General features: G+C 66.0%; 23 protein-coding genes. 7 read left to right on the top strand and 16 right to left on the bottom strand.

Annotated elements, in window-relative coordinates; translation table 11 throughout:
- The 8 genes from ACJH71_RS18470 to eccB form a co-directional block, all read right to left on the bottom strand.
- On the bottom strand, nucleotides 1–1,017 hold the full coding sequence (locus ACJH71_RS18470; protein WP_406759548.1) for a MinD/ParA family protein: 1,017 nt from the start codon (nucleotides 1,015–1,017) through the stop codon (nucleotides 1–3).
- A gap of 94 nt (nucleotides 1,018–1,111) precedes the next feature.
- A complete protein-coding gene (locus ACJH71_RS18465; protein WP_406759437.1) occupies nucleotides 1,112–1,960 on the bottom strand; it encodes an ESX secretion-associated protein EspG in 849 nt (282 codons plus the stop codon).
- A 106-nt stretch (nucleotides 1,961–2,066) separates the two neighbouring features.
- On the bottom strand, nucleotides 2,067–2,360 hold the full coding sequence (locus ACJH71_RS18460) for a WXG100 family type VII secretion target (RefSeq protein WP_065041726.1): 294 nt from the start codon (nucleotides 2,358–2,360) through the stop codon (nucleotides 2,067–2,069).
- A 36-nt stretch (nucleotides 2,361–2,396) separates the two neighbouring features.
- Entirely contained in the window at nucleotides 2,397–2,714 is a 318-nt protein-coding gene (locus tag ACJH71_RS18455; protein WP_308485092.1) for a WXG100 family type VII secretion target, read from the bottom strand.
- A 115-nt stretch (nucleotides 2,715–2,829) separates the two neighbouring features.
- Nucleotides 2,830–4,014, bottom strand: coding sequence for a PPE family protein (locus tag ACJH71_RS18450; protein ID WP_406759436.1), 1,185 nt, complete (start codon nucleotides 4,012–4,014; stop codon nucleotides 2,830–2,832).
- A 3-nt stretch (nucleotides 4,015–4,017) separates the two neighbouring features.
- Entirely contained in the window at nucleotides 4,018–4,323 is a 306-nt protein-coding gene (locus tag ACJH71_RS18445; RefSeq protein ID WP_406759547.1) for a PE domain-containing protein, read from the bottom strand.
- Nucleotides 4,324–4,422: 99 nt separating this feature from the next.
- Complete coding sequence (eccCa, locus tag ACJH71_RS18440) at nucleotides 4,423–8,631, bottom strand: type VII secretion protein EccCa (RefSeq protein WP_406759435.1); 4,209 nt, start codon at nucleotides 8,629–8,631, stop codon at nucleotides 4,423–4,425.
- Between the two features lie 3 nt (nucleotides 8,632–8,634).
- Nucleotides 8,635–10,134: a type VII secretion protein EccB gene (eccB, locus tag ACJH71_RS18435; protein WP_406759434.1), complete on the bottom strand. Its 1,500-nt coding sequence runs from the start codon at nucleotides 10,132–10,134 to the stop codon at nucleotides 8,635–8,637.
- Nucleotides 10,135–10,278: 144 nt separating this feature from the next.
- Here eccB and ACJH71_RS18430 point away from each other — a divergent pair, with 144 nt between their 5' ends.
- From ACJH71_RS18430 to ACJH71_RS18410, 5 genes are all read left to right on the top strand, one after another.
- Nucleotides 10,279–10,887: a DUF4226 domain-containing protein gene (locus ACJH71_RS18430; protein ID WP_406759433.1), complete on the top strand. Its 609-nt coding sequence runs from the start codon at nucleotides 10,279–10,281 to the stop codon at nucleotides 10,885–10,887.
- A 36-nt stretch (nucleotides 10,888–10,923) separates the two neighbouring features.
- Nucleotides 10,924–11,553, top strand: coding sequence for a sensor domain-containing protein (locus ACJH71_RS18425; RefSeq protein WP_406759432.1), 630 nt, complete (start codon nucleotides 10,924–10,926; stop codon nucleotides 11,551–11,553).
- A 112-nt stretch (nucleotides 11,554–11,665) separates the two neighbouring features.
- A complete protein-coding gene (locus ACJH71_RS18420; protein ID WP_406759431.1) occupies nucleotides 11,666–11,980 on the top strand; it encodes a DUF2563 family protein in 315 nt (104 codons plus the stop codon).
- Entirely contained in the window at nucleotides 11,962–13,458 is a 1,497-nt protein-coding gene (locus ACJH71_RS18415) for a hypothetical protein (protein WP_406759430.1), read from the top strand. The genes ACJH71_RS18420 and ACJH71_RS18415 overlap by 19 nt, the downstream gene beginning before the upstream one ends.
- Nucleotide 13,459: 1 nt before the next feature.
- Complete coding sequence (locus ACJH71_RS18410) at nucleotides 13,460–14,101, top strand: hypothetical protein (RefSeq protein WP_406759429.1); 642 nt, start codon at nucleotides 13,460–13,462, stop codon at nucleotides 14,099–14,101.
- 38 nt (nucleotides 14,102–14,139) lie between these two features.
- On the opposite strand, the gene ACJH71_RS18405 is transcribed toward ACJH71_RS18410, so the two are convergent.
- The 6 genes from ACJH71_RS18405 to ACJH71_RS18380 all read right to left on the bottom strand — a co-directional run bounded on the left by ACJH71_RS18405 (nucleotide 14,140) and on the right by ACJH71_RS18380 (nucleotide 19,611).
- Nucleotides 14,140–15,096, bottom strand: a complete 957-nt coding sequence (locus ACJH71_RS18405; RefSeq protein WP_406759428.1) for a hypothetical protein — start codon at nucleotides 15,094–15,096, stop codon at nucleotides 14,140–14,142.
- Entirely contained in the window at nucleotides 15,093–17,099 is a 2,007-nt protein-coding gene (locus tag ACJH71_RS18400; RefSeq protein WP_406759427.1) for a DUF5631 domain-containing protein, read from the bottom strand. Before ACJH71_RS18400 ends, ACJH71_RS18405 begins: the two co-directional genes overlap by 4 nt.
- A 382-nt stretch (nucleotides 17,100–17,481) precedes the next feature.
- Complete coding sequence (locus tag ACJH71_RS18395; RefSeq protein WP_406759426.1) at nucleotides 17,482–17,748, bottom strand: hypothetical protein; 267 nt, start codon at nucleotides 17,746–17,748, stop codon at nucleotides 17,482–17,484.
- A 422-nt stretch (nucleotides 17,749–18,170) separates the two neighbouring features.
- Entirely contained in the window at nucleotides 18,171–18,596 is a 426-nt protein-coding gene (locus tag ACJH71_RS18390; protein WP_406759425.1) for a hypothetical protein, read from the bottom strand.
- A gap of 201 nt (nucleotides 18,597–18,797) precedes the next feature.
- Nucleotides 18,798–19,265, bottom strand: a complete 468-nt coding sequence (locus ACJH71_RS18385; RefSeq protein ID WP_406759424.1) for a hypothetical protein — start codon at nucleotides 19,263–19,265, stop codon at nucleotides 18,798–18,800.
- A 13-nt stretch (nucleotides 19,266–19,278) separates the two neighbouring features.
- Nucleotides 19,279–19,611, bottom strand: coding sequence for a VOC family protein (locus ACJH71_RS18380; protein ID WP_373693206.1), 333 nt, complete (start codon nucleotides 19,609–19,611; stop codon nucleotides 19,279–19,281).
- A 78-nt stretch (nucleotides 19,612–19,689) separates the two neighbouring features.
- On the opposite strand from ACJH71_RS18380, the gene ACJH71_RS18375 reads away from it, so the two are divergent.
- Entirely contained in the window at nucleotides 19,690–20,616 is a 927-nt protein-coding gene (locus tag ACJH71_RS18375; RefSeq protein WP_406759423.1) for an alpha/beta fold hydrolase, read from the top strand.
- Here ACJH71_RS18375 and ACJH71_RS18370 read toward each other — a convergent pair.
- A complete protein-coding gene (locus tag ACJH71_RS18370; RefSeq protein WP_406759422.1) occupies nucleotides 20,613–21,569 on the bottom strand; it encodes a dipeptidase in 957 nt (318 codons plus the stop codon). The genes ACJH71_RS18375 and ACJH71_RS18370 overlap by 4 nt on opposite strands.
- A 54-nt stretch (nucleotides 21,570–21,623) precedes the next feature.
- On the opposite strand from ACJH71_RS18370, the gene ACJH71_RS18365 reads away from it, so the two are divergent.
- Nucleotides 21,624–22,235 (top strand): GNAT family N-acetyltransferase, encoded by a 612-nt coding sequence (locus ACJH71_RS18365; protein WP_406759421.1) that lies wholly within the window; start codon nucleotides 21,624–21,626, stop codon nucleotides 22,233–22,235.
- Between the two features lie 3 nt (nucleotides 22,236–22,238).
- On the opposite strand, the gene ACJH71_RS18360 is transcribed toward ACJH71_RS18365, so the two are convergent.
- Entirely contained in the window at nucleotides 22,239–23,357 is a 1,119-nt protein-coding gene (locus tag ACJH71_RS18360) for a nitronate monooxygenase (protein WP_406759420.1), read from the bottom strand.
- Between the last annotated feature and the right edge of the window lie 81 nt (nucleotides 23,358–23,438).

Raw genomic sequence — 23,438 nt, 5'->3', positions numbered from 1 at the left:
TTACCTTTCGGTGTCGGGCACGAACTTGTCGGCCAGACCGGCGGTTATTTCAAATAACCGCAGCCGGGTCTTCTTTTTCACCTCGTTGTGGACGTCGATGATTCCGCCCTTCGCCAGATGGGCGTCATACGGCATGACCTCCACCGTGGCGCCGGTTTTGCTGAACCGTTCGGTCAGATAGGCCACCGCGGCGCTGTCCTCGCCTTGCGCGGAGTGGTTGAGGATCACCGTGGCCCGGGACACCAGCTCGTGGTGACCCTGCGAGGCCAGGTAGTCCACCGCCCGCAGCACCGGCCGGGACTGGTCCGCGGTGATTCCGGAGACGAAGACCAGCGTGTCGGTGTTCTCCAACACCGGCTTCATGACCGGGTGCTCCAGGTCTGCCGCGGTGTCGACCAGGATCACGTTGTGGGTTCGCCGCAGCCGCGACAACACCCCGCTGAACATGGCCGGGACGAGCGGGCGGAGCTGATCCGAGGTGCGGTTGCCGGCCAGGACGTCCAAGCCGACGGCGTTTTGCCCGAGGTGTTCACGGATATCGGAATACCCCTGTACGTCGGTGTCGCTCAGAACGGCCGAGTAGTCACCGGGCGGGTGCTCGTCGATGCGATCGGACAGGGTTCCGAAGCCCGGAACAGCGTCAATCGCGATCACATTTTCCGGTCGGCATTCCCGAAATACGCTGCCGATAGCGGCGGTCATCGTCGTCACGCCGGTGCCGCCCTTTCCGGACACCAACGTGATCACGTACTGACGCCGGATGTGCCGACGAATTCTATTGCGCAAATCACGGTAATGACGTTCGCGCGGAGATTCGCCTGGATTAATAACTTTCGCCGACACGACATAGACCAGTTTGCGCCAGCCCGAACCGGGCGGAATCTTGCGTGGTGTCGCCAGGTCGGAAATGCGCATAGAGTCCGATACGGAATCCCGGTAGCGGTGACCGGATGTCGGATCCCACCGCCCGGATGAGCCTTCGTCAGGCATATTCTGGCTATTCCATGGGCTCGTCACGTGCGTGATGTTAACACGGCTGCTGATTCGGCGTTTGCAACGTTTCTGACGGTGGACGGTAATGCACGGTAATGGTGAAGATGTGAATTCACTGTCACACAACCCGCCGGTGTGAATGCCAGTCCGCGCCGGCCGGCAGACGAGCGATGAGCCGCAGGATCGCGTTGGCGACATCGGCACGGGTGCCGGGGGAGACGATCTGGTAGCGGCGGCCACCGTTGTCGATGTTCTCCACGCAGACGCGGCCGGCCGGGGTGTCGGAGATCAGCACCGCGGTATCCCCGATCGCCATTCGAGCCAGCTCCTCGGGGCCCGCACCGGGCTGGATCGCAACGATGTTGGCCTGACCGGACACCTCCGGGTCGGCGGTCATCGCCACGATCTGCTGTTGGTCGATGTCGAGCCGCTGTGCGGCCAGGTATCGACGGAGGCTGTCCTGGTCGTGGACCCGCTCGAGCAGCTCCTTGGTCTCCAGGGTGACCGGCCGCAGCTGGGCGGCCTCGGTGACACCGCACAACCGCTCGATCTGGCCGACCAGCAGATCGCCCGCGGCCGCCTGGTCGGTGGCGCTGCCGGCGGGATAGAGCCGCACCTCTTGGTCATGGCGTTCGAGCACCACCCACCAGGAGGCGAACCGGCTGATCGAGACTCGGGTTATGTGCTGGGGGTCGCCGTAGGGCCGGCCGGGGAAGTTGAGGTTCAGCATCAGCGCGATGTCGCGCCGCATGATCACCGTCAGCCATTCCCGGACCATCGAGTCCACGTCGCCCTGGTCGTCGAGCACACCGATCTCGGTCAGCTCCGCGGCGATCGGATGGCGCAGCGCCCGCTCGGCGGTGTCCAGGCGGGGCAGCAGGGGACGAAGCCCCAGTTCCGGGCAGAGGGTTTCGATCCCGGTGACGGCCTGCAGCACCCACAGCCCGTCGAGCGTCGTTGTCAGCACGTCACCCTCGTCTCATCTGTGGTCTCCGGTAGCCGGCCTGACACACGAAATGGGGCATCTGCGCCGCTCGCGCAGACACCCCACCTCGGTGACGATCGGGGTCCGATCAGAAAAGCGATTGGATCGTCTGGTCGGTCGAAATGGCACCCTCCAGCACGGAGCCGATGGTGGAGCCGTGCTGCCCGATGGTCTCGATCAGGCCCTGCAGGCCGGACAGCATCTGGGCCTGGGCTTCGAAGAAGCCGGTGGCACCGTGGCCGGCGAAGTACTCGGTCAGCATCTGGGTGAGCTGGTGGGAGTCCTGATGGATCTGGTCGAGGGTGCCGGCGCTGCTGACCACGCTGTGGGCGTGATCGGAGACGGGGCCGGGGTTGTAAGTGATACCGCCACTGTCTGCCATGGGGATCGATGTCCTTTCGAGTTTGGGGGTCGGGGGTTAGGCGGACTGTCCGCCGAAGAGCGAGTGGAAGGCGTGCTCGGAGTGGGACTCGTGCGACTCCATCAGGGCAGCGGCCTGGTTGAGGCCCTCGGTCAGGCGGTGGCCGCCGGTGAGGACCTTCTGTACGTCTTCGTGGATCTGCGCGGCGGTGGCATACGAGGCCTTGGAGCCGCCACCGTCCCACGTCCCAGCGCCCAGGATGTTCTCGTGGTCGGCCAGGTACTGGTTGGCGATCGCCTGCGCGTGTTCGATGTGCTGCGACAACTTCGACGCGGTGTTCCGCATCAGTTCGGGCGTGACGACAATGGCTGCCATCGTTTCCTCCTCGGTTGTAGAACAACCCCCCCGGGTTCGGCGGGATGTAGCTGGCGGTAGTGTATTGGCTCCTTTCGGATGTGTCGATTCACCCTGTCTTCAGCAAACGCCCAGGTCACACCCGGTCGTCGACAACTCGCACGGTGTTGGTCCGGTCGGAGGACCGGTCGCCTTGGCCTTTTCCGCCCGCCCCGGCGCCGTGGGCCATGGGCATGCCGCCCATGCCGCCGCCGCTGGTGGCCGTCACCCGCTGGGACTCGACGGAGCCCAGCGCTCCACTGGGCCGCAACCCGACCGGACGGCCGCCGCCGGACTCGAATGCGCTCACCGGCCGGGTGAACGCGGACACCGGCGCTCCCGCTCCGCCACCCCCGAAGCCCCCCGCACCGGGTGAGACCGTCGCATTGGCCAGCATCGCCGTGGCCGGAACCCCGCCGGCCCCGGCCGGATTGAGAGCGCCGCCCAGCATGCTCGGGTTCATGAACATGCCCATCAGGGACTGCATCGGGCTCATCATCGACTGCGGCATCTGCATCAGAGATTGCGGCGCCTGCATCAGCGTCGAGCCGATCTGCTGGACCGGGCCCAGCATCGAACTCATCTGTGAGCCCATGCCCTGGGCGGCGTTGGCGCCCTGGCCGGCGGCATTGGTTGCCGACGACGTACCGGTGTAGGCGGCGCGCATCGCGCCGCCGGCCGCAGCCTGCGATGCCGCTTGGCCGACGGCGCTGGCCGCGGCCGCCGGCGCCGCGGGCGAAGCGCCCATCCCTGCCACCGGCGCGGGAACCGTCAGGCTGGAGGTGAGCGCGGTCAGCACCGCCCCGTAGGACGCGCCCACCGCGGCGTTATTGGGCCAGAACAGGCCGAAGTACTCGAATTCGAGCGACGTGATGCGCGGCGTCAACGCCCCCAGTACCGACGGATTGATCCCGTAGTCGGTGGCGGTCTCGATCCGGTTCTCCTCGCACTCCTGGGTGGTGCGCATGCTGCCGTAGGCCAGCTGGTAGGCCTCGACCGCCGCCGCGACGATCGGCGCCTTGACGTCCACCCAGCCCGCCAGTCCGTGCAGGGCCACGTTCAGCAGGGTGGCGTTGAGAACAGATCCCTCCGAACCGGCACCGACCCATCCGATCGAGGTCAATGCGGTGTTGACCGCCGAGGCGATACCCGACGCGTGGTGGGCCACACCCAGCGACGTCCATGCCGCCCCATTGGTCAGCATGGTCATCACACCCGCGCCGGATTTGATCAACATGTCGTTGGTCTCCGGTGTGCGGGCGGCCCACCCCGGGTCGGCCACGGATTAGCCGCCGAGTGCGACGGTGGCGGCTCGCAGTGCCTCAGTGGCGCCGTACACCCCCGAGGCGGTGGCCTGCGCGCCGGAGAACAGTCCGCGTTGCGCCGAGTGTTCGGCCACGATGCCCAGGTATTGGGTTCCGGAGGCCAGCAGCGCGGCCTGGAACGCGAGGGAATCGGGGTCGTTACCCATCGGCAGAACGCCCAGCAGGGCCGGGCTGGCCGCGGAAGCGGCTGCCTCCGTTTCTGCGGTGATTCCCGCTTCGACGCCCGATGACGCCAGGACTGCTTCCGGTTCTACAGAGAACATAATTTCCTCCCGATGCCTCATCGCTGATATGCCGACGTTGGCAGGTCGGAGTCGATCGTAAACCGATATCGGGCCGCCGTCACTTCACGATGTAAATACCGGTTATTGCTGCTCGAAATCGTGGATCATTGACGACGGCACTCCGACCAGGACACCTTCTACTTCGGAGTCGTTGACCAGTAACCCGCGGCCGGCGGGCAGGGCCTGAGCCCGCACCATCCGATTGACCTTGTTCTGCGGGTCGTTGTCCATGAACAAGGTGGGCACTTTGGCGGCGCGTTGGGTCTTGACCCAGGGGTCCATCTCCAGCTGACCGAAGTTGGACGAGTTCCTGGTCGCGAAGACGTGCAGGCCGATCTGGCGGCCCCGCTCCATCAACTTCCACAGTGCCGCGCCCACCGGTGGCTTGGCCGGATGGATCTGCGCCGGCCGCAGGTCCTGCACGTCGTCGACCAACACGAAATGGCGCGGGCCCTCCCAGGGCTTGAGCGCACGCAGCTCCTCCTGGCTCAGACCCTTGGCGGGCAGCCGGGGCAGCAGGACCTGCTGGGCCAGCGTGGTCAGCACCTCGTCGATCTCGTCCTGGTCGTAGGCGTAGGCATTGACGTAGCCGGCGCCCTGCAGGTCGCGCAGCGGACCGGTCTTGGGGTCGACAATGGTGATCTGGGCTTCCTGCGGGCTGAACCGCGCCATCACCGCTTCGCCGATCGCGGCCAGGGTGGCGCTCTTGCCGCACAGGGCCCGCCCCAGAATCATCATTCCGGGGTGTTCGGACAGCATCAGCGGCACCGGCAGCAGGTCGTGCTGCTCGCCGATCATGAACGCGATCGACGGGGCGGTCTGGGCGGGCGGACGCTGTGCCACGTCGTAGGCCAGGACCTCCGACAGCGCCACCGCGGGCGGCAGCCGCTTGAGGGTGGCGTGCTTGGTCACGCCCGCGACCTCGGCGACCCGCGTCCCCAATTCGCGGGTTCCGATCCGGGCCCCGTCCTCGGCAGCCAGTTCCGGCACTCCGATCAGCATCTCGTGCAGCGACTCGGTCAAACCGAAGCCGGGCCGGTTCACGGTGCGCTTGGCGGCGTCGCGGGCGTCCAGCGAGGCGGTGCCCATCTCGTTCTCGCCCGGGTTCTGCAAGCGCAACTGGATGCGCACGTCGGAGTTCTGCAGCAACGTCTGGCGCTGGCCGTGGATCCAGCCTGACGCGCTGGTCATCAGGTGGACGCCGTACTCGGGACCGACACCGCTGAGCGCGATGATCCGGTCGCCGAGCATGGTGTCGGCGGCGTAGAGGTCGGAGAAATCGTCGATGACCAGGAACACGTCACCGTAGGGATCGGCAGCGTCGGTGCCCGCGAGGCTTTCGCCGCCGGAACCGAAGCGCCGCTCCCGGAACTCGTTGATGTCGATCTTGTCCCGGCGGAAGGTGTCCTGCCGGGCGCTGATCAGTGCGGCCATGGTCGCAACGGTGCGCTCCACGCCCTCGCGGTCGGCCGGCGAGACGATGTCGGCGACATGCGGCAGCGTCTCGGCATACCCCAGCGTGGCGCCGCCGACGCAGAAGAACGTCAGCCGAGCCGGGGAATACATCAGCGCCGCCGAACACATCAGCGTCATCAGCGTGGTCGTCTTGCCGCGGCTCTTGGCCCCGACCACCATGACGTTGCTGCGCAACACGTCGACGCAGTGCACCAGCTGCTGGGCGTCCTCGGGGATGTCCTTGACGGCCAGCGGCCACACCAGCCCGGGGTTGCTGCCATAGTCGACGTCCCACGGCTTGCCGCGGTACCGCGCCACCAGGGCGTCGACCGGCTCGGAGATCTCCAGTGGGGGCAGCCACGGCAGGTGCGGCGCCTTGCGGTCGGCGGCGATCAGCGACTCGCGCAGCACGTCGACGATCTTCTTCTTCTTGAACCCGTCGGCGTGCAGAAGGAACTCGTCGGGTTCGGCGTCGGTGGCCGACATATCCTGCAGCGTTTGGGCATCCGCCTCATCCAGCGGCTGGTACTGCCAGGTGTAGAGCCGGGGCTTGGTCAGAGTCATGTCGAGGGTCTTGCCCGAGGACGTCTTGCGCTTGGGGACGACGAACGGCGCCGACAGGTAGAAACAGCGGAACGGGTCCAGGTCGCGCGGGCCGACCTTCAAAAGCCCGAAGCCGTTCTCCTTCGACGGCAGGTGATAGGCGGCATCCGAGCCGATCACCTCGCGGCTGTCGTCACCGGACTCGGCGCGCAGGGCGACCCGGAAGGCGATGTTGGACTTGACTTTCTGCAATGACGACAGGTCAAGGCGTTGCCCGCCGAGCATGAAGAAGACGTTGGCGCCGCGGCCCTCCTGGCCGATGTGGATGATCAGGTCGATCCACTTGGAGTGGTTCTGGAACAGCTCCAGGTACTCGTCGATCACCACCAGCAGGATGGGCACCGGCTCCAGGTCGCGCCCGGCCAGCCGGATCTCCTCGTAATCGTTGGCGTCGCGCGCACCGACCGAGTTGAACAGTCGGTAGCGCCGGGCGATCTCCCCGTCGATGGCTCGGCGCATCCGTTCGGAGAGGTGTCGCTCGTCCTTGCCGAGGTTGGACAGGGCCGCTGACACATGGGGGATGCCGAGGATGTCCTGGGCCGCGGACTCGAACTTCATGTCCACGAAGATCACGTTGAAGGTCTCCGGTGAGTGGGTCAGCGCGATCCCGTACACCAGCGACAGGAAGAACTCCGACTTGCCCGAACCGCTGGTGCCGATCACCACCGAGTGGAAACCGAAGCCGCCGAAGTCTTTTGCGCGCAACACAACATTCTGCAGCTCGCCGTTGGGCTTGGCTCCGACCGGGATCTCCGCCCAGCGCTCGTCGCCGCGACTGCGCCGCTCGGCCCACAGCCGGTCGACGTTCAGCTCGCGAGCGTCGTCGATTCCCAGCGCGCGCAACAGTTCCAGGGCGCCGCTGCCCGCGTCGGCGACGTCGACACTGGCCGTTGGGGACCAGCGCGCCATCGCCCGCGCGTAGCGGTAGGCGCGCGGCACCGACAGTTGGTCGGCATGGGCGAAGAACTTGCCGCCGGCGCGGACCATGGGCCGCGGTGACGCGCCGGCGCCGCGCCCGTCGCCGTCATGGTCCGGGGACGGGTCCTCGGCACTGTGGTGGCGGGCCGCGTGGTCGATCACCTCGAAGATCTCGTCGCGGGCGAACCCGACACCGGTGCCGAGCCGGGACGCCACCCGCAGCACCGTGATGCCTTCCTTGCCGACGCGGCCGACGACGCTCTCCCAGGCCTCGGGGCTGCCGGTGTTGTCGTCGACGATCACCCAGTGCGGACCCAGATCGTGCCCGTCAGCGCCGGTCTCCAACGCCGATCCCATGGTGGTGGGACTCGGTGCCGACGGCGGCCGCCAGGCGCCGCGCTTGCCTTTCATGTGCAGGTCGGCGCCGAGTGTTGCCTCGAGTTCGGTGGGGCTGGTGAACACCAGGCGCCGCCACCCGCAGGCGTCGAACAGTTCGTCGTGCTGGTTGTGCGGAAGCCAGACCATCCACGACCACAGCTCGGGGTGCCGGGTCACCACCATCAATTTGACGTCAAGCGGATTGTGAAAAACCGCCAGCCCGCTCAGCATCGACCGCAGCAGCGAGCGGACTTCATCCAGGTCCTCGCCGACGAAGCTGAAGCCCGGGCGGGAGCGCAGGTTGAACACTTTCGCGATGTCGCGGATCTTGCGTTGTTCGAGGATGAAGTCGCGCAACGCCTGGCCGGTGACCGGCTCCAGTTCCTCGTCGATCGGGATCTCCGGCCACTGCACCGACAACACCGAGTCCGGGGCATGCTGCACGCCGACGCCCACCCGCACGTCCAGGAAGTCCGCGTCGGAGCGGCGACGCTCCCACATCTGCGGCCCGCCGATGACCGCGCCCAGGTCTTGCGGGTTGGAGTGCACCAACTCCTGGGCATTGCGCTGGGCGCAGACCGCTTTCTGGATCTCGTCGCGCTCGCCGTCCAGGGAGCGCAGATAGCTGCGCCGGTTCTTTTCCTGCTCGCCCCAGCTGATTTTGCGGGCCCGCCCGAATCGCCCGGAGAACATCAGCATGCCCAGGCCCGCCATGCCCACCATCGGGAACATGCCCGATCCCAAGCTGCGCACCCCGGACACGTAGAGCATGACGATGGTGCCGATCAGCGCGACGATCAGCGCGGGCATGCCGATCATCACCCAGAGGTTGCGCGGCTCCCGTTCGGGAAGGGCGTCCGGTGCGCGTGGAGCGACCCGCACCGGTTTGGGCTCGGGAACCTGAAGTCGGACCGGAACGAATGCGCGTTTGGACATCGATCAGTGCCCTCCCGGGACGCCCTGCTGATTGTTGTGGACCACCGGCTGCACCGCGCCGGCCGAGGCCACGGTGTCGCGTGCCAGCAGCGCGGCATGCCGCGACAGTTCCGGACCGGTCGCGAAGGTGCGCAGCAGCGGCCACGGCGCCTGCTGCGCCGAGCCGGGATCCAGGCCGAGGCCGCGCAGGGTCTCGCTCTCGGCGGCGATGCCGAACCGGACACCGTTGGGTGACACCCAGAAGAGGGTTTCACGGGAATCGGAGTCGAGCAGTTCACTGGTCGAGGTGACGAAGTTGGTTGCGCCCGGCAACACCAAAACCTGGTTGGCCACCACGGAGGTGGGGCTGCGGTCATCGCGCACCAGCCGGACGATCCGGTTGTCCATCCCCGGCGACACGGGCAGGCCGCGCCCGTTGTACAAGGTGATCCGCGCCTGCCGGTCGCCGGAAGCCTTTTCCCAGGCCACGCATGTCGTCGGGTCGGCGGCGGTATCGACGAACTTGAGCCTGCTGTTGGGGTAGTACTCGACGGGCAGCGTGCCCACTTCCGGGATGTTGACCAGCTTGTCCGGGCTGACCACCAGGGGCGCCACGGACCCGAAAGAGTTCGCGCTGCGAATCAGGTCGGCCACGAAGCTGGTGATCTTCTGGACCCCGTCGGGCACCAACACGTAGAACTGGGAGCCGCCGCCGGCCGTGCGGGTCTCCAGCACCGCCCCCACCTGGGACCCGGGCACCCACTGCGAGGGCGTGCCCGCCAGGGGAATCACCGGGACCCGCAGCGGTTCGGTGCTCGGCAGCGCGTCGAACAGTGCCCGCGACATCTCCACCGGAGCGGTGATGCCCGGGTCGATGCCGAGGCTCAGCGTGATCGCCCGATCTGCGGGGTCGACCTGGGACCGCTTGCCGCCCCAGATGACGTACGTGGCGCCCTGGAAGCGGGTCAGCACGGCCGCGCCCGCGGCCAGCGGCGCGGCGCGGCCGGCCGGGCTCAACGGGCCCGCGATCGCGGTGACCACGGGGGGCTCGGCACGGCGCGGGGAGCCGGCGGTGTCGCAGACCGCCCACGCCGAGGCGGCGCCGGTATTGGCGACCAATGACGTCGGGGCGCCGGGGATGCCGATCATGGGGCCGGTCGGGTACTTGGCGATCTCCGCGGGCTTGACCCAGGTGGGCACCTGCGCGTTTCCGACCGCCAGCCGCGCCGAGGTGATGTTCAGCGCCGGGTACAACCGCCCGTCGATGCGCGCGTAGATCGCACCGGAGTCGCGGTCGCCGACGATCGACGACGTCCGCACGATCCCGGCCGGACGCAACACGTTCAGCAGCAGCATCCAGCCCATGCCGATGAAGATCAGCACGATGGAGAGCACGATCGCGGCGGTCTGCTTGCGGTCGTCGTGCTTCATCCGCACCGAGAATTTGGTGGTGGCGGCGCGCAGTCGTCGGTTGTAGAACAGGTGACCGGAGTTCTGGTCCCGGTTCGACAGACTCAGCGGCATGCTCTGCTACCCCTAACGACGCACGCTCGGCGCCGCCGCCCCCTGCGGCGACAAAGCGCACCGCGACGACATTACTGGCCTTGGCCAGCGGGAACCAGTCACTTGCGCACACGCGATGACGACGACGCGCGTAGGTTTTGCGCTATGGCGGACCAGTCGGGCGCGTTCGCTGCGGCGGCCCGTGCACGCGAAGAGCAGTTGGTGCAGCGGTTGGCGACGTCGGTTGAGCTCGACCGGTCTTTTGAGGGGATCCTGCGCGGCGCCCACCAGTACAACCTGCAGTCGCGGGCGCGTCTGGACGCCCTGGAAGCCGAGATCCGTCAGAGTTCCGCGAGTTGGCCCGGATTGGACACCCCGACCGGTGCCCGTCAGTTCCAGGTCTATTTAGCCGGCAAGACTAGGGAGATCCACAAGGTCGTCGCCGATGCGGCCGCGGATAGTCAGCAACGGGCGGCTCAGGTCCAGGCGTTGGCTGGACAATATCGGGCTGGCGGCGCGAAGCAACAAGGTCCCGATAATCAATCACCGGCAAATGAAACACTCGACGACCTGTATCAAGATTTAGCGGAGTTGAGCGTAAAAATTTCCTCGCACAACGCCAGCCCTCCTAATCCTCAAAACTATGCCGCAGTGGCGGAATATAATGCAGAGGCCCAGGAATTATATGACGAAATTCTTGTATTGTCCGCTAAATTTCTGACGTATGGGGTAACGATGGAGGTACCGCCCCCTCCGGCGTTTACGACTCGATAACGGTGTCTGGCCCAGTTGTTCTTAGGAGAGATTGGCGTGGTTCGCAAGGGGTTGCTGTCCCGGCTTAAGGCGACTGTTCTAACTGGCTGTTTCGTCTTGGTGCTGACCGCATGCCAGTCCGGTGGTGTTGGCGCGACGCCCGGGATCGATGCCGCCTCGTTGATCGTCGGCTTGGATGAGGTCCAGCGCGTCACCGACCGCGACGACCTCGCTGCGCTGCCCGTGATGGACGCTCCCCGGTCGTTTCACGAAAATTTGCGCACACCGGACCAGTGCCGCCCGGTTTTCGGCCTAGAAGAAGCTTTTGGGCATAACTGGTCACAGTTTCGTTCCGCGACATACACAGCCGCTGGCGGAGAAATAAGCGCCATATCTACCGTCGCGCAGGCGATCGGAGTTTATCCGGATGATGGCACGGCGAGAGCTGAATTCGACCGGCTCGCATCGTCCTTCGAGGACTGTGCCGCGCTGCAGACAAAGCTTTACAATTTCCGCATCAATAAGCTGGATCCGTCCACCGTTGCCCTGGTCTTCCCCGGGAATTCGCAGACCGTTACGTACCGCGTAACAGCGTCGGTGTTGATTGATGTCGTGGTCCAAGGCCTCCCGGGGTCGGAGCGGATCGCAGAAACCGTGTCGCAAATGATTTCCGAGCGGGTCACGTAGCGCGGCCGACGCGCGGCGGGTGGGGACGGGTGTGCGCCGGCCGGCGGGTGAATTGACGTTCACAACTACCGCTGCCAGGGTTACCGGAAGTTGGCATGCGAAAGGAGTTGGCGTGTTCGTCGATCCGGCGATGTTGAAGGACGGGGCAACCCATTCCGACAGCGCTGCGGACCACGCCCAGGCGGGCGCGACGTCGTTGGATCAGACTGCGGTGGCGGCGGGAATCTTCGGCAGTTTTGGCGCCGCCGACACCTTCTCCCAGGCGATCTTGACCCGCCATTGCGACCACATCACAACCCTCAACGATCAACGCCGGGTTTTGGCCGATGTCGCGGACAAGGCACACCACGCCCGGCGGGCATTTATCGGTATGGATCAGCACAACGCGGCCGAACTTCGTGCAGTGCGGTGCAACTCCGCTACATAAGCCTGCCGCTGCTCATCGATGCCGCGGGCGGCGACCCGTGGCAGGTCAACAACACCCTGCGAAGCGGTAACCCGGCCGCTGTCGACGAGCTCGCGCAGGCCTTCCACAACGCCGGCGCGTGTACCGCCGCGTCCAGCGCGGCGTTCGCCCAAGCCCGCCAACGCTTCCAGGCGGCTTGGAACCGGGAGAACGGCGAGCACCCGATCAACGACTCGGTGGAAGTGCAACGCGCCACCGACACCTTGCACCTGCAGCAAACCCAGCTCACGGCTATCGGCACCGACCTGGAAATGATCGCCGCCGCGCTGGCCGAGGCCCAGAAGTCGGCGGCCGCGAAGATCAACGCGCTGGAGATCCAGCTTCAAGACATCGACAACCGCATCGGCATGTACCAGCAGGCGCACCTAGATACCGCCGAGTTGGAACAGGTCGCGATCGACGACACTGCCGGCATCTTGCACCAGGTCGAAAAGCTCCGCGACGACTACGCCGCAACCCTGCAGGACGCGACCAGCAAACTGCTCTCCCACGGCTATGATCCGGTACCGCTGCACGGCTACGACGGCGACGGCCAGCCGAACCAAGACCAGCAGGCCGACCACGCCGCCGACACTTACCGCAACACCCAACGCGACCACGACCAGGAACTCGCGGACAGTCCCGGCGAGATGACGCCGCAGAAAGCCGAGGCCGCCGCCCGCCTGCGGGACTACGTCACCGCCACCAACCCCACCGCCGATCCCGACGCCCGCCGCCTGGCCGGCGAACGCCTCGACGACTTCCGCATGGCCCACTTCATCGGCCCACTGCGGCCGGACACCGTCCTGGGCGGTGACACCCGCAGCAATGCCCAAAGCCGTTTGGAAATGCGGCGCCAGCTGGAATCCGGGTCGCTGCATTCGGACATTGCACCGATGACGCCCGACCAGGCCACCAGGGCCCTCGATGACGCTGAAGCGGCCGCCCGCGCATTTGCCCTCAACGGCTTCGCCGACCGACTCCGCAGTAGTGGCGTGTCCCCCGCCGGAGTCCAGCGTGCCGTCGACGCCGTCAAGAACGGGACCTCGCCGAGGCAGTTCTTCAACCAACTCGCGAACGCCTCCGATGCCGTCGCTGGCGGCTTGGAGAAATACGGGGAAAGTCTGCCAACGGGGCGGCACTGGCTCGACGCTGACGCATTTTCCAAGGCCGACGCCGAGGCGCTGAGGAAGTTCGGAAGGGGTCTGGGGGGTACAGCTACCGGATTGGATGGTCTACTGACCTTAATGGACGTAAGGGACGGCAAAATCTCGGCCGGTCAGGGCGTGACGGAATTTGGTGGCCGTTGGGCAGGAGGCGCAGCGGGTGCATGGGGCGCTGGAGTCTTGATGTCATTTATAGTCGCCCCCGAGATAGCCGTTCCCTTCGCTGTGGCAGGCGGGATCGTCGGAGGTTCAAAAGTAGGCCAAGGAATCGTGGATGCCGCCCTGGGGTACTGATATGAGTAACGCCTTCGTCATTGCTGCAGTTCTGTGCATCGCAGCCGGTGGGTTTTTGGATTACCTCAAGGTACCGCTCGAGTCGAAACGTCGCATCTATTGGTATTTGGCAGGCCTGACAATGCTATTTGCTGTTCTTGCCGCCTACCCCGATCCGGCGACGATTCTGGCCGCGATCGCAGTAATGTTGATTGCAACAGTTGGCTGGGCATATGCCCACACTCCATATATTCGAATCCACGGCACAATCTACGCGTTTCAACCGATCCACAAGAACGCCGAGTCCGAAGGCGAGTCGGCGAAACTTCAGCGCCACGAACGGATCGCCACGCCCCCGAAGATCTGGTGGATTATCGCGGGATTCGGGCTCGCATTTGACGTAGCTGTGTGCAGTTCGTACCTTCCAGGGCGCGAAGAATTCGGCTTTCAAAACAACCGTGAGCTGATCCTCTACATGCTCGGCTTCTGCCTATTTTTTGCAATCGGCATGGGCTATGGCGAGGCGAAGTTCCGCTACCCGATCGCCCAGGGACAACGCCTCCAGTTCCTTATCGCGTCGATCTCATCGGCTGGTCTGTTCGCCGTGCTCTACCTGTCGGCCTACCAGCTGACGTCCCGGGCGAGCAGGCGCCGCGACAACTAAGCAGCCCAACTAGGCGATCGGCTGTGCTGCCCGCGCGGTCACTTCGCCGAATCGTCCTTGTCCACAATGCGTTTCAGTGGAGTGATGCCGGGGTGACCGGCGTCCTTCGCGACCGACTTGGTCACCGGCACATTGGGCGGGGCCGTCGTGCGGCCCTTGACGGGCTGGCCGTTGGGCACGCCGGGGGCGGCGATCCGTTTCGCGTCTGCCTTGTCATCTTTGCCGCCCTTGCCGCCGGCGCCCGCCCCGCCGGGCATCATCGGCATCATCCCGCCGCCGCCCCCGCCCGCGGTGGGCGCACCGCCTGCCGGACCGGCCGCACCGGTATTGGCCAGGGAGCTGGCGGGCGTTGTCGGTGTTGATGTCCCCGGAACCGGGGGCGGGCCGAGGTTGCTGGCCGGCGTTGTGCCCAGGCCCAGCCCGCCACCGCTTCCGCCGGAGCCGAAATCCCCGCCGCCCAAGCCAGGGTCGGGGCTGATGTCCGAGGCCAGCGTGGCGCCGCCGAGCCCGGCCTTGCCCAGCGACGACGCGGCGCTCATCAGCGGTGACAACGCGCCCTGGCCGGCCTGCATCAACCCCTGGGGCAGCTTGCTCACCGCACCGAGAGCCCCGCTGAGTGCACTGGTGATGCCCTGCATCGCGCCGTTGACACCCTGCATCGCCCCGCCCATGGCTTCCTGCGGTGATTGCTGTGCCATCAGGGCGTCACCCTGCGAGGCGACGTTCTGGAACTTCGATGCCGCGTCGGCCTCGTGCTCGCCGAACTTGCGCACGGCATCGGCGGCGTGGCCGGTGCGGTCTCGGTGATCGTTGGCGAGTTCGGTGTTCGTCTCGACCAGGTTCAGGTTGGTTGCGGCACCGAAGGCGGCCATCGTGGCGTCGACCGGGGACGATCCGCCGGGATGGACCGGTCCCGGGGGGACCGGCGTCGGGGGCTGTGAGAGCGCAATGTGCAGAAAGTCCGCACCGTAGTGCCTCACGAAATCGTCTGTCATGGCGTAACACCTCCATGCCGTACTGCCACTGCCAGATACCACGCCAGGTGGTAGCGGGCGAGCTCTTCGCTTCCGTCGATCAGGGCGTCGATGGCCGCCAACAGCATCCAGTCGGCGACATCCCGCGGAGCATGTCGGGGATAGGCCGAGAGTACGCGCGTCTGCGTATCGGTGACTACCTGCCGGAATAGCGCGATCTCGTTGTCGGCGACGCCGGATCTGCGTGCCACGGCGCGTGCCACGGTCTGCACGATCCGCGGTAGGCGGTCGTTGGTGCCGGTGATATCGATGAGCGTGGGACCTAGCTCGTCGACGTGCTGGCCATAGCGGGCGCGCTCCCCACTGCCGGGAATCGGATCGTTCGGACCGGCCTCGGTGACGTAGGTGTTCGGTTGGTGGGCTGCGGCCGCGATCACCGCACCCAGCAGATCGACCGCGCTGGTGTCACGGCGGCGGTGGGCCGGATCCAGAAGCGTGAGCCCGGGCGGGAGTTTGACGGTGGGCGGGATCCAGCCGCCGGCCAAGTCGGTGGCCAGCACGGTGGTGGTCTCGTCGTCGCGAAGGCCGGCCGCCCAAGTCAGGTTCGGCGCCTGGCGGGCCACCCAGTCGACCTTGCGCTGCAGATCATGATGTTCGGCCAGACGCCGGGCGGCCGTACCGGCTCCGGCCCCGGCCGTGCCCCCAGCGCCCATGCTCCCGGCCACCGATGCGCCGGACTGACTGGCTGCGCTGGGCGTCGGTTTGCCCGGTGCCGGACGATCGCCGGTGGAGGCAACGGTTGGCCCCCCGGACGTCGGCGTCGTGGCGCCGCCGGGCGGGGCCGGGGGAGTCGGGCCCGCAGGACCGGCAGGTGCGGTCGGTGTGGCCGGGACGGCGCCAGCTGCTGGGCGCAGGTCTGCCCCGTAGCCGGGCAAGGGGCCCGACGGGACCGCCGGGCCGGCGCTGATCGGCCCCGACGATGCCGAGGCCGGGCTCGCTGTTACCGGCGGTGCCGTTGGTGCTGCCGGTGTCGCGCCGGCGGTGGGTGCGGACGGGGCGATCTCGGTGTTAGGGCTGGCCAATTGGGCCATATTGCCCAGCGCGCCGCCGGCCATCGGCGTCACGGACGGCGAGGGGGGAATCTGCGATGGCTGACCGAACCCCCCGGAGCCTGCTCCGCCTGGCGCCAATGGTGATGGCGGCCCTCCCGGCCCCGCAGGTCCACCACCAGGCATGCCCGATGCGAGCGCCTGGGTCGGCCCGCCGCCCGGTAGGCCGGGTGGCATCCCACCGCCGCCGGGGCTGCCCAGGCCTGACATGCCGGAGGCCATGGGAGGTGGCATGCCGCCGCTACCCATCGCTGGTGCGCTGGGTAGGCCGCCGCCCCCACCGCCTCCTGGTGGCACAAGGTTAGGGGTGCTCACTGGGTTGGCCGCCCCTTGTTGTAGTTCGTTGCCTGTGTTGTTGCCGATGGCTTCGCCGCTGTTGCCGCCGCCGCTGCCGCCGCCTATGTTGCCGCCTCCGGTGCCTCCGGTGCCTCCGGTGCCTCCGGTGTTGCCGCCTCCGGTGCCTCCGGTGTTGCCGCCTATGTTGCCGCCCCCGGTGCCTCCGGTGTTGCCGCCGCTGTTGCCGCCTATGTTGCCGCCCCCGGTGCCGCCGGTTCCGCTGCTACCCGCCCCCCCAGTGTCGTTGCCGCCTGCGCCGCGGTTGGCGCCGTCGTCCGGAAGAAGGAGATCGTCCACGCTCCTGGGAATGGGGCGATTCTCCGCATCCCCAGTGCCGTACCGGAATGGAAGCTGGTCGGTACCAGTTGCCTTTCTGCTCAGCTCTTCGGCGGTGGGTGGTTGGGATGGTGGTGGGCTGAAATTTGCGCCGTTATCTTGCAGCCACTTCTGGGCGTCGCCTTCGATGCCCAGATCTTCGAACATCTGTCGGGTTGCCTCAATGATCTGTCGGTTTGCTTCTGAGCTATGTTCGGCTGCCTTGCCGTTGGCTTCGACGATTAGTCCGATTGCTTCGGTCATTGCCTCTGGTGTATTTTTCGCTACCAGGTCGTCGATTTTTGGGTTGTACTGGTTGGCGATATTCGTCAAGTTTTGGCGGAGTTCTTTAACGGCCCTGACGACGCTGTCGCTAGCTGTTTTTTTGCTCCTGCAGTGCTCGGCGGCGTTCGTCAGACGGTTGTAGCCGATACGTAGCCGTATCAGCTCGTCCTCCGTGGTTTGTCCACTGTTCCTTGCGCTTACACCGTTTGTGAAATCCCGGAGTTCGATGGCTTCCTGCTCTTTGGCGTCGGATTGACTGGACCAGTGCTGGATCCCCATCTCGGGTTGGGCCGGGGGGCCGGGCCACCACACCCCTACCAAATCGAAGGACCATTTCCCCGGCGGCAGGTCAAGCGCCAAATCAGTCACCGCATAGTTCCTTCAATACGCGTTCTTTGGCGTTGGCGGTATTCACGACATTATCGAACTGAGGATCGCCGGCCTTGCCGCTGGAAGATTCAATAACTAGATCCTGGTAGGCCGACTCCACGGCTTGGGCTGCGTCGCGATATGTGGGGTCCAAGGCTGGATTCGCAATAGCGCTCTCTAGGACCAGTGCGCCGTTAATCAAAGCGATACGTCCAAGACCCGCATCGGGGCCGTTGGTCTCGATATGTATCGCGTTCATAGCAGGTTTGAACCGATCGCACAGGTCCGCCCTCGCGGCCGTCTTCTGGGCTGCCGAAGGAATGGGACTGGCTGCCGGCCGAATCAATGCCGCAACAGCCAGTATTACGGAGGCAATGCCCAGTAAGGCGGCGAGCGTTGCGAGTACAAGGGCTGACCGACGATGAGGCTGAACAGGGGGTGGTACTGGCCAGGAAGGTGATGGCATGGTCACATTGCGGATGGTAGCCCTCAACGCGATTTCGCGTTTACATCCTGATTGGAACCCACGCCATCAGGCCAGTAGGGAATCTCAAGCAGTCGCCTCAGCGGTCTGGCGTCGCGATGCCCGACTCTGACAGGTTCATCTCACCCTCCAACCGTCTGGACTGATGCCGGAGTTCGGGGTAGCTTCAGCCTGCATCGATCTCCTATCGAAGGCGGCTAATCGCCGCAGAGCTCGTGCATCGCGCGAGCGTTGGCGTTGGTCTCGGTGATCACCGCCTCAAGCTCCGGGTCTCCTCCGTCTTTGCCGGTAGCAACCGCCACGAGCGTTTGGTAGGAGAGTGCGAGCGCGCGAGCTCCATCGCGATACTTGGGGTCTAGCGCCGGGTCCGCCGCAGCCGTCTCGAGGATCAGGGCACCATTGGTTGCAGAGAGACGCGCGAACGCAAAGTTATTGGGCGTGTTCGTCTCAATGTGTTCCGCATGAGCAGCGAGCTTGTAACTGTCACAGAGGCGCCTCTTGGCGTCGGCCTGCTGCGCCGCCGTGTAATGCGGCGTTGACGAGTCTGCTGATCGGGTTAGCGAAATGATCGCCACGACCAACGCGGCGACAGACAGCAGCGCAGCAAGCGCCGCCAACACCACGGAGGTCCGCCCACGTGACTGGGCGGGAGGCGGTGTGGGCCAAGGAGGTGGTGTCATGGTCACATTCCGGATGGTAGAGCCGATCAGGGTTTTCCTGCATACGCCATGACGCCCGCGGCCGTCCAGGTTAAAGCGCCTTGGTGGCGTGTAGGCCCCGCACATTGCAGGAATGCTCGTAGCGTAGCCATCAACGACGGCAGGCTAGGTACCGCACAACTCCTTGACGACGCGATCTTTGGCGTTTGTGTCATCAACGATCTGGTGCCATGCCATAGAGTCGGCCGACTCACCACTGGCCATTGCCGCCTGGGTTTGGAAGGAGACAGCCAATGCGCGTGCTGCGTCACCATATTTGACGTCGAGTGCTGGGTTTGCCGACGCAGTCTCCAGCATTAATGCGCCATTCAGCATCGAAATACGAGCCAGTGCGGGGTCTCCTCCAGGCGCTGTCTCGATCTGCGACGCGCGTACTGCAATCTTGTAGCGGTCGCACAACTGCGTCTTTGCTTCGGCCTTCTCTTCCGCGGAGTAAGTCACCACAGAATGCGCCGGCCTGGATAGGGCAATGGCAACGCCAGCTATGGCCACCGCGGCCGTTGCAATAAGACCGACCGTGAGCGCGACGAACTGCCAGCGATGCGGGGGCGCAACAGGCGAATGCGGGGTCACCGTCGGAGACCCCCTACCGCCCCAACGGCTTATAGAACACCAGCCCATTGCCCTTGTTGTCGTAGACCACGGCCCGCCGCTCGTGCGCGTCGTCGTAGGGGCCCTTCACGATTCCGCCGCCGCTGGCCTCGATGGCTTTCGCGGCGCCGTCGACATCGTCGGTCTTGATACCGACCACCACCTGTCCGTGGATGGGGTGATCCACCGCGGTCGCCAATGCCAGCGTCACCGATCCGCCGTCGAGGGCGGCGAAGTGCGCGCCGTCGCGAAACTTCAGCGGCATGCCCAGGGTCTCGCTGTAGAACTTGATCGATTCGTCCAGGTCGTCGGTGGACAAGACGATCATCCGAATGTCGTGGTCGCTCACTGCTACCTCCTGTGGATTCGATCTCGATCCAGGCTAGGACCGGGATACCGTAAGCGGGTGGGTAAACGCCTTGCCGCTTTGGTAATCACGCTCGTCCTCGTCGCACTGCTGGTCAATACCGTGGTCACCGACCGCATCTCACGCGCCGCCGAGCCGTTCGCGCACGGGCGGGTGCTTGAGCTGCCCGGACCGGATCTCAACGTCCGCGAGTACGGCTCGGGTGGGGACCGCGCCGTCGTGCTGTTGCACGGCTATTCGGCGTCGATTCAGTGGTGGGAGGCGGTGGCGCCCGCGCTGGCAAACACATCGCGGGTGGTCGCGATCGACCTGGTCGGCCACGGCGGCTCCGAGGCCCCGAGCGACGCCGCCCCCTACAGCGCCGAGGGCCAGGCAACCGCCGTGCACCAAGCGCTCGATGCCCTGGGTGTGCGCCACGCAGTGCTGGTCGGGCATTCGATGGGTGGGACCGTGGCCACCGCACTGGCCGAAAGCGCACCGGAGCTGGTGGACCGAGTGATCGTCTCCGACACTCCCGCGGGGTTGGGGATGACCGCCATGCCCGCGCTGGGCAACGCGGTGTGCTGGCCGGTGCTCGGCGCTGCGGTAGACAAGCTGCGCAGCCTCGACGCCGTCGACAAGAGCTCGCTGCAGACCGGATTCGCCGCCGACTTTCCGATTCCCGCGTTGGCCTACCGCTCGTTGAAACGGATGACCCACAACGCATTGTGCGACGCCAAGACCGCGAGCCGGATCAACGAAGAGCGGGCGGTGGCCGACCGGTTGGCGGGTCTGGGCAAACCGGTGCTGGTGGTGTGGGGCGACAGCGATGTGCTGACCCCGACCGTGCAGAACGTCGACCGCTATCGCCAGGCCGGCCTGCAGCCGGTCGTTATCGTCGGATCAGGACACAGTCCCCTGCTGGAGAAACCGAGCGAATTCATCAGCACCATAAAGCCTTTCATCAACGGACAACACAAGACCTAGGTCCGCCATGTCTCACGTGCCACCCGGTGGAAGTTGCCGCCGAGCACCGCGTTGACGTCGTCATCGGCCCAGCCGCGTGCCGAAAGGTGGTCACGCAGGCCCAGCCAGGTCTCCGGGGGCATCCACTGGATCGGGCCCCAGCGGGTGTAGCTCTCATCGAACAACTGCGGGTTGGCGAGCAGCTCGGCATTGAAGTCGGCGTGGTCGAAGGAGTAGTCGGTGCTGACGCCGACATGTTCGATGCCCACCAGCTCTACCGCGTACTCCAGGTGGTGCGCCACCGCGTCGAGGGTTGGGGTGTTGGGGCCCAAGAAGATTCCCACCGCGGTGATACCGACGACGCCGTCGGTGGCCGCACACGCCCTGGCCTGATCGTCGGTGATGTTGCGCGGGTGATCCCACAGTGCCCGCATGCACGAATGGCTGTAGACGACGGGGCCGGCCGAAACAGCACACATATCCAGGCCGGTGCGGGCGCTGCAGTGTGATCCGTCGGGAACCATGCCCACGGCGTTCATCTCGGCCACGATCGCGCGGCCCCACGCGGTCAGTCCGGAGTCCACGGCGTCCAGGCACCCGCTGCCGGCGCGGTTGGCGTGGTTGTAGGTCGGCAACAACGTACGGACCCCAAGCTCGGCCAACACGGCCAGATTGCCCAGATCGTCGTCGATCGGGTTGGAATCCTCCAGGTCGAAGACCACCGCGATGCCGCCGCCACCGATGATCGCGTCGACGTCATCCAGTCCGGCCGCGACCGTCAGGCCAGGGTGAGCCTCGATGGCGCGGCTAAAGTGCCGCAGCAGCGCCAGGGTGTCGGCCAAGCGCTGCGGGGCGTAGCCCGCGTTCACCGACAGCAGTGCGCCGCCGGAGTGCTGGTAGCGGGTCAGCGGTGCCACCTCGGCGCTGTCCTGCAGCGGCAGGCAGGTGTGCTGGTCCCACAGCAGCGTGCTCATAGCCGCTGATCTTGCTCTGCACGGTGCCCGAATGCGACGCATTAATCTAGGCCCATGGCAATCGACTCGCGGCCCGCGCTGAAATCGGATATCCCCTCGCTGGCGCAGGCGTTGGGACGTGCGTTCTACGACGACCCGGTCTCCATGTGGCTGCTTCCCGACGACCAGGCCCGCACCGAGCAGTTGACGACGTTCTTCGGCACCTCCACACGGGTTCATCACCTGGCGGGCGGCGGCGTCGAGGTGGCCGACGACGGCGCGGTAGTCGGGGCGGCTGCGCTGTGGGATCCGCCCAACCGCTGGAAGCAGTCGATCTGGTCCCAGCTGCGCATGGTGCCGTCGTTGTTCCGGTCCTTCGGCTTCCGGCTGACGCAAGGCCGCGCACTGACGGACCTGTTGGATGCCAACCACCCCGAGGAGCCGCACTGGTATCTGGCGGTGATCGGCAGTGACCCGTCCGTACGGGGGCGCGGCTTCGGACAGGCCGTCATGCAACCGCGGCTCGATCGCTGCGATGCCGAGCTCTGCCCGGCCTACCTGGAGTCCAGCAAGCACGAAAACGTGCCGTACTACGAGCGTTTCGGCTTCCGGGTGATCGGCGAGATCAACGTCCCCAACGGCGGGCCGACACTGTGGAAGATGTGGCGGGAGCCGCAGAACCCGTAGCTATCAGTCGCTGATCGAGCCACTGAGCCGCTCGGCGGCGGCGATGTAGTCCTCGGCGAACTCGAACACGACGTCGCGCGCGGGCTTCACCTTGTTCATCAGCCCGACGCCCTGGCCGACGAAATAGGTGGATAGGGCTTGTGCCCCGGGGTGTCCGGTAGCGGCCAGTTTGTCGATGCGACGCAGTGTGGGTTCGGCGATCATCGACTGCAGCGGCAGAGGCAGCGTCGGGTGGCCCGAGTCGTTGGGCCGCCATGCGTCGGTCCAATCGGAGACCAGTTGACGGGCGGGCTTACCGGTGCGTCCGGTGGAGCGAATGGTGTCGCGCGAGGTGGCCGCGAGCATCTTCTGCACGGTGTGCGGAGCTGTTTCGGCCTCCTCGGTGGTGAGCCACACCGAACCTGTCCACGCGCCGGCGGCGCCCAAGGCCACGCAGGCTGCCATCTGTCGGCCGGTGACGATTCCGCCGGCGGCAAGCACGGGTACGGCGTTGTCGATGGCTTCGATGACTTCGGGAACGACCACCAGCGTGGAGACCTCGCCGCAGTGTCCGCCCGCCTCGGTGCCCTGGGCGACGATCAGATCCACGCCTTGGGCCACTTGCTTGAGGGCGTGCTCCTTGGCGCCGACGAGCGCTGCGACCGGGATGTCGTTGTCCTTGCCGGACTTGATCATGTAATCCGGCGGCACTCCCAGCGCGTTGGCCATCATGCGGATGGGATGGGCGACCGCGACTTCGAGCAGTCGTTCGCCGTTGCTACCGGAGAGCATGGCAGATCCCAACCGGGGCTTTTCGTCGGGCTCAATGTCGTGCTGCGCCAACAGTTCTGCGATGAAGGCTTTGTACTCGTCGGGAATCCGGTCGGAGAGTTGGTGGCCGGAAAGGTTCTCGCCCTTGCCTTCGAATTTAGCGGGCACGATGATGTCGATGCCGTAAGGCTTTCCCTTGACCTGCTCGTCGATCCAGGTCAGCTCCTGATCCAACTGCTCAGGGGTGTAGGCGGCGCCGCCGAGTACGCCGAAGCCGCCTGCGTTGGTCACCGCGGCCACGACGTCGCGGCAGTGGCTGAAGGCGAAAAGCGGGAAGTCGATGCCGTATTGCTCGCAGATGGGGGTCTTCACGGTGTCGCCGCTCCTTTGTTCAACAGGGATCGAGAACGGGTCCGGGCCCCGCGGGGTGAGGTACCTGCCGCGACGTTAGCG

The sequence above is a fragment of the Mycobacterium sp. SMC-15 genome (assembly GCF_045310925.1).
Lineage (GTDB): Bacteria > Actinomycetota > Actinomycetes > Mycobacteriales > Mycobacteriaceae > Mycobacterium.
This window is presented reverse-complemented; position numbering and strand designations above follow the sequence as displayed.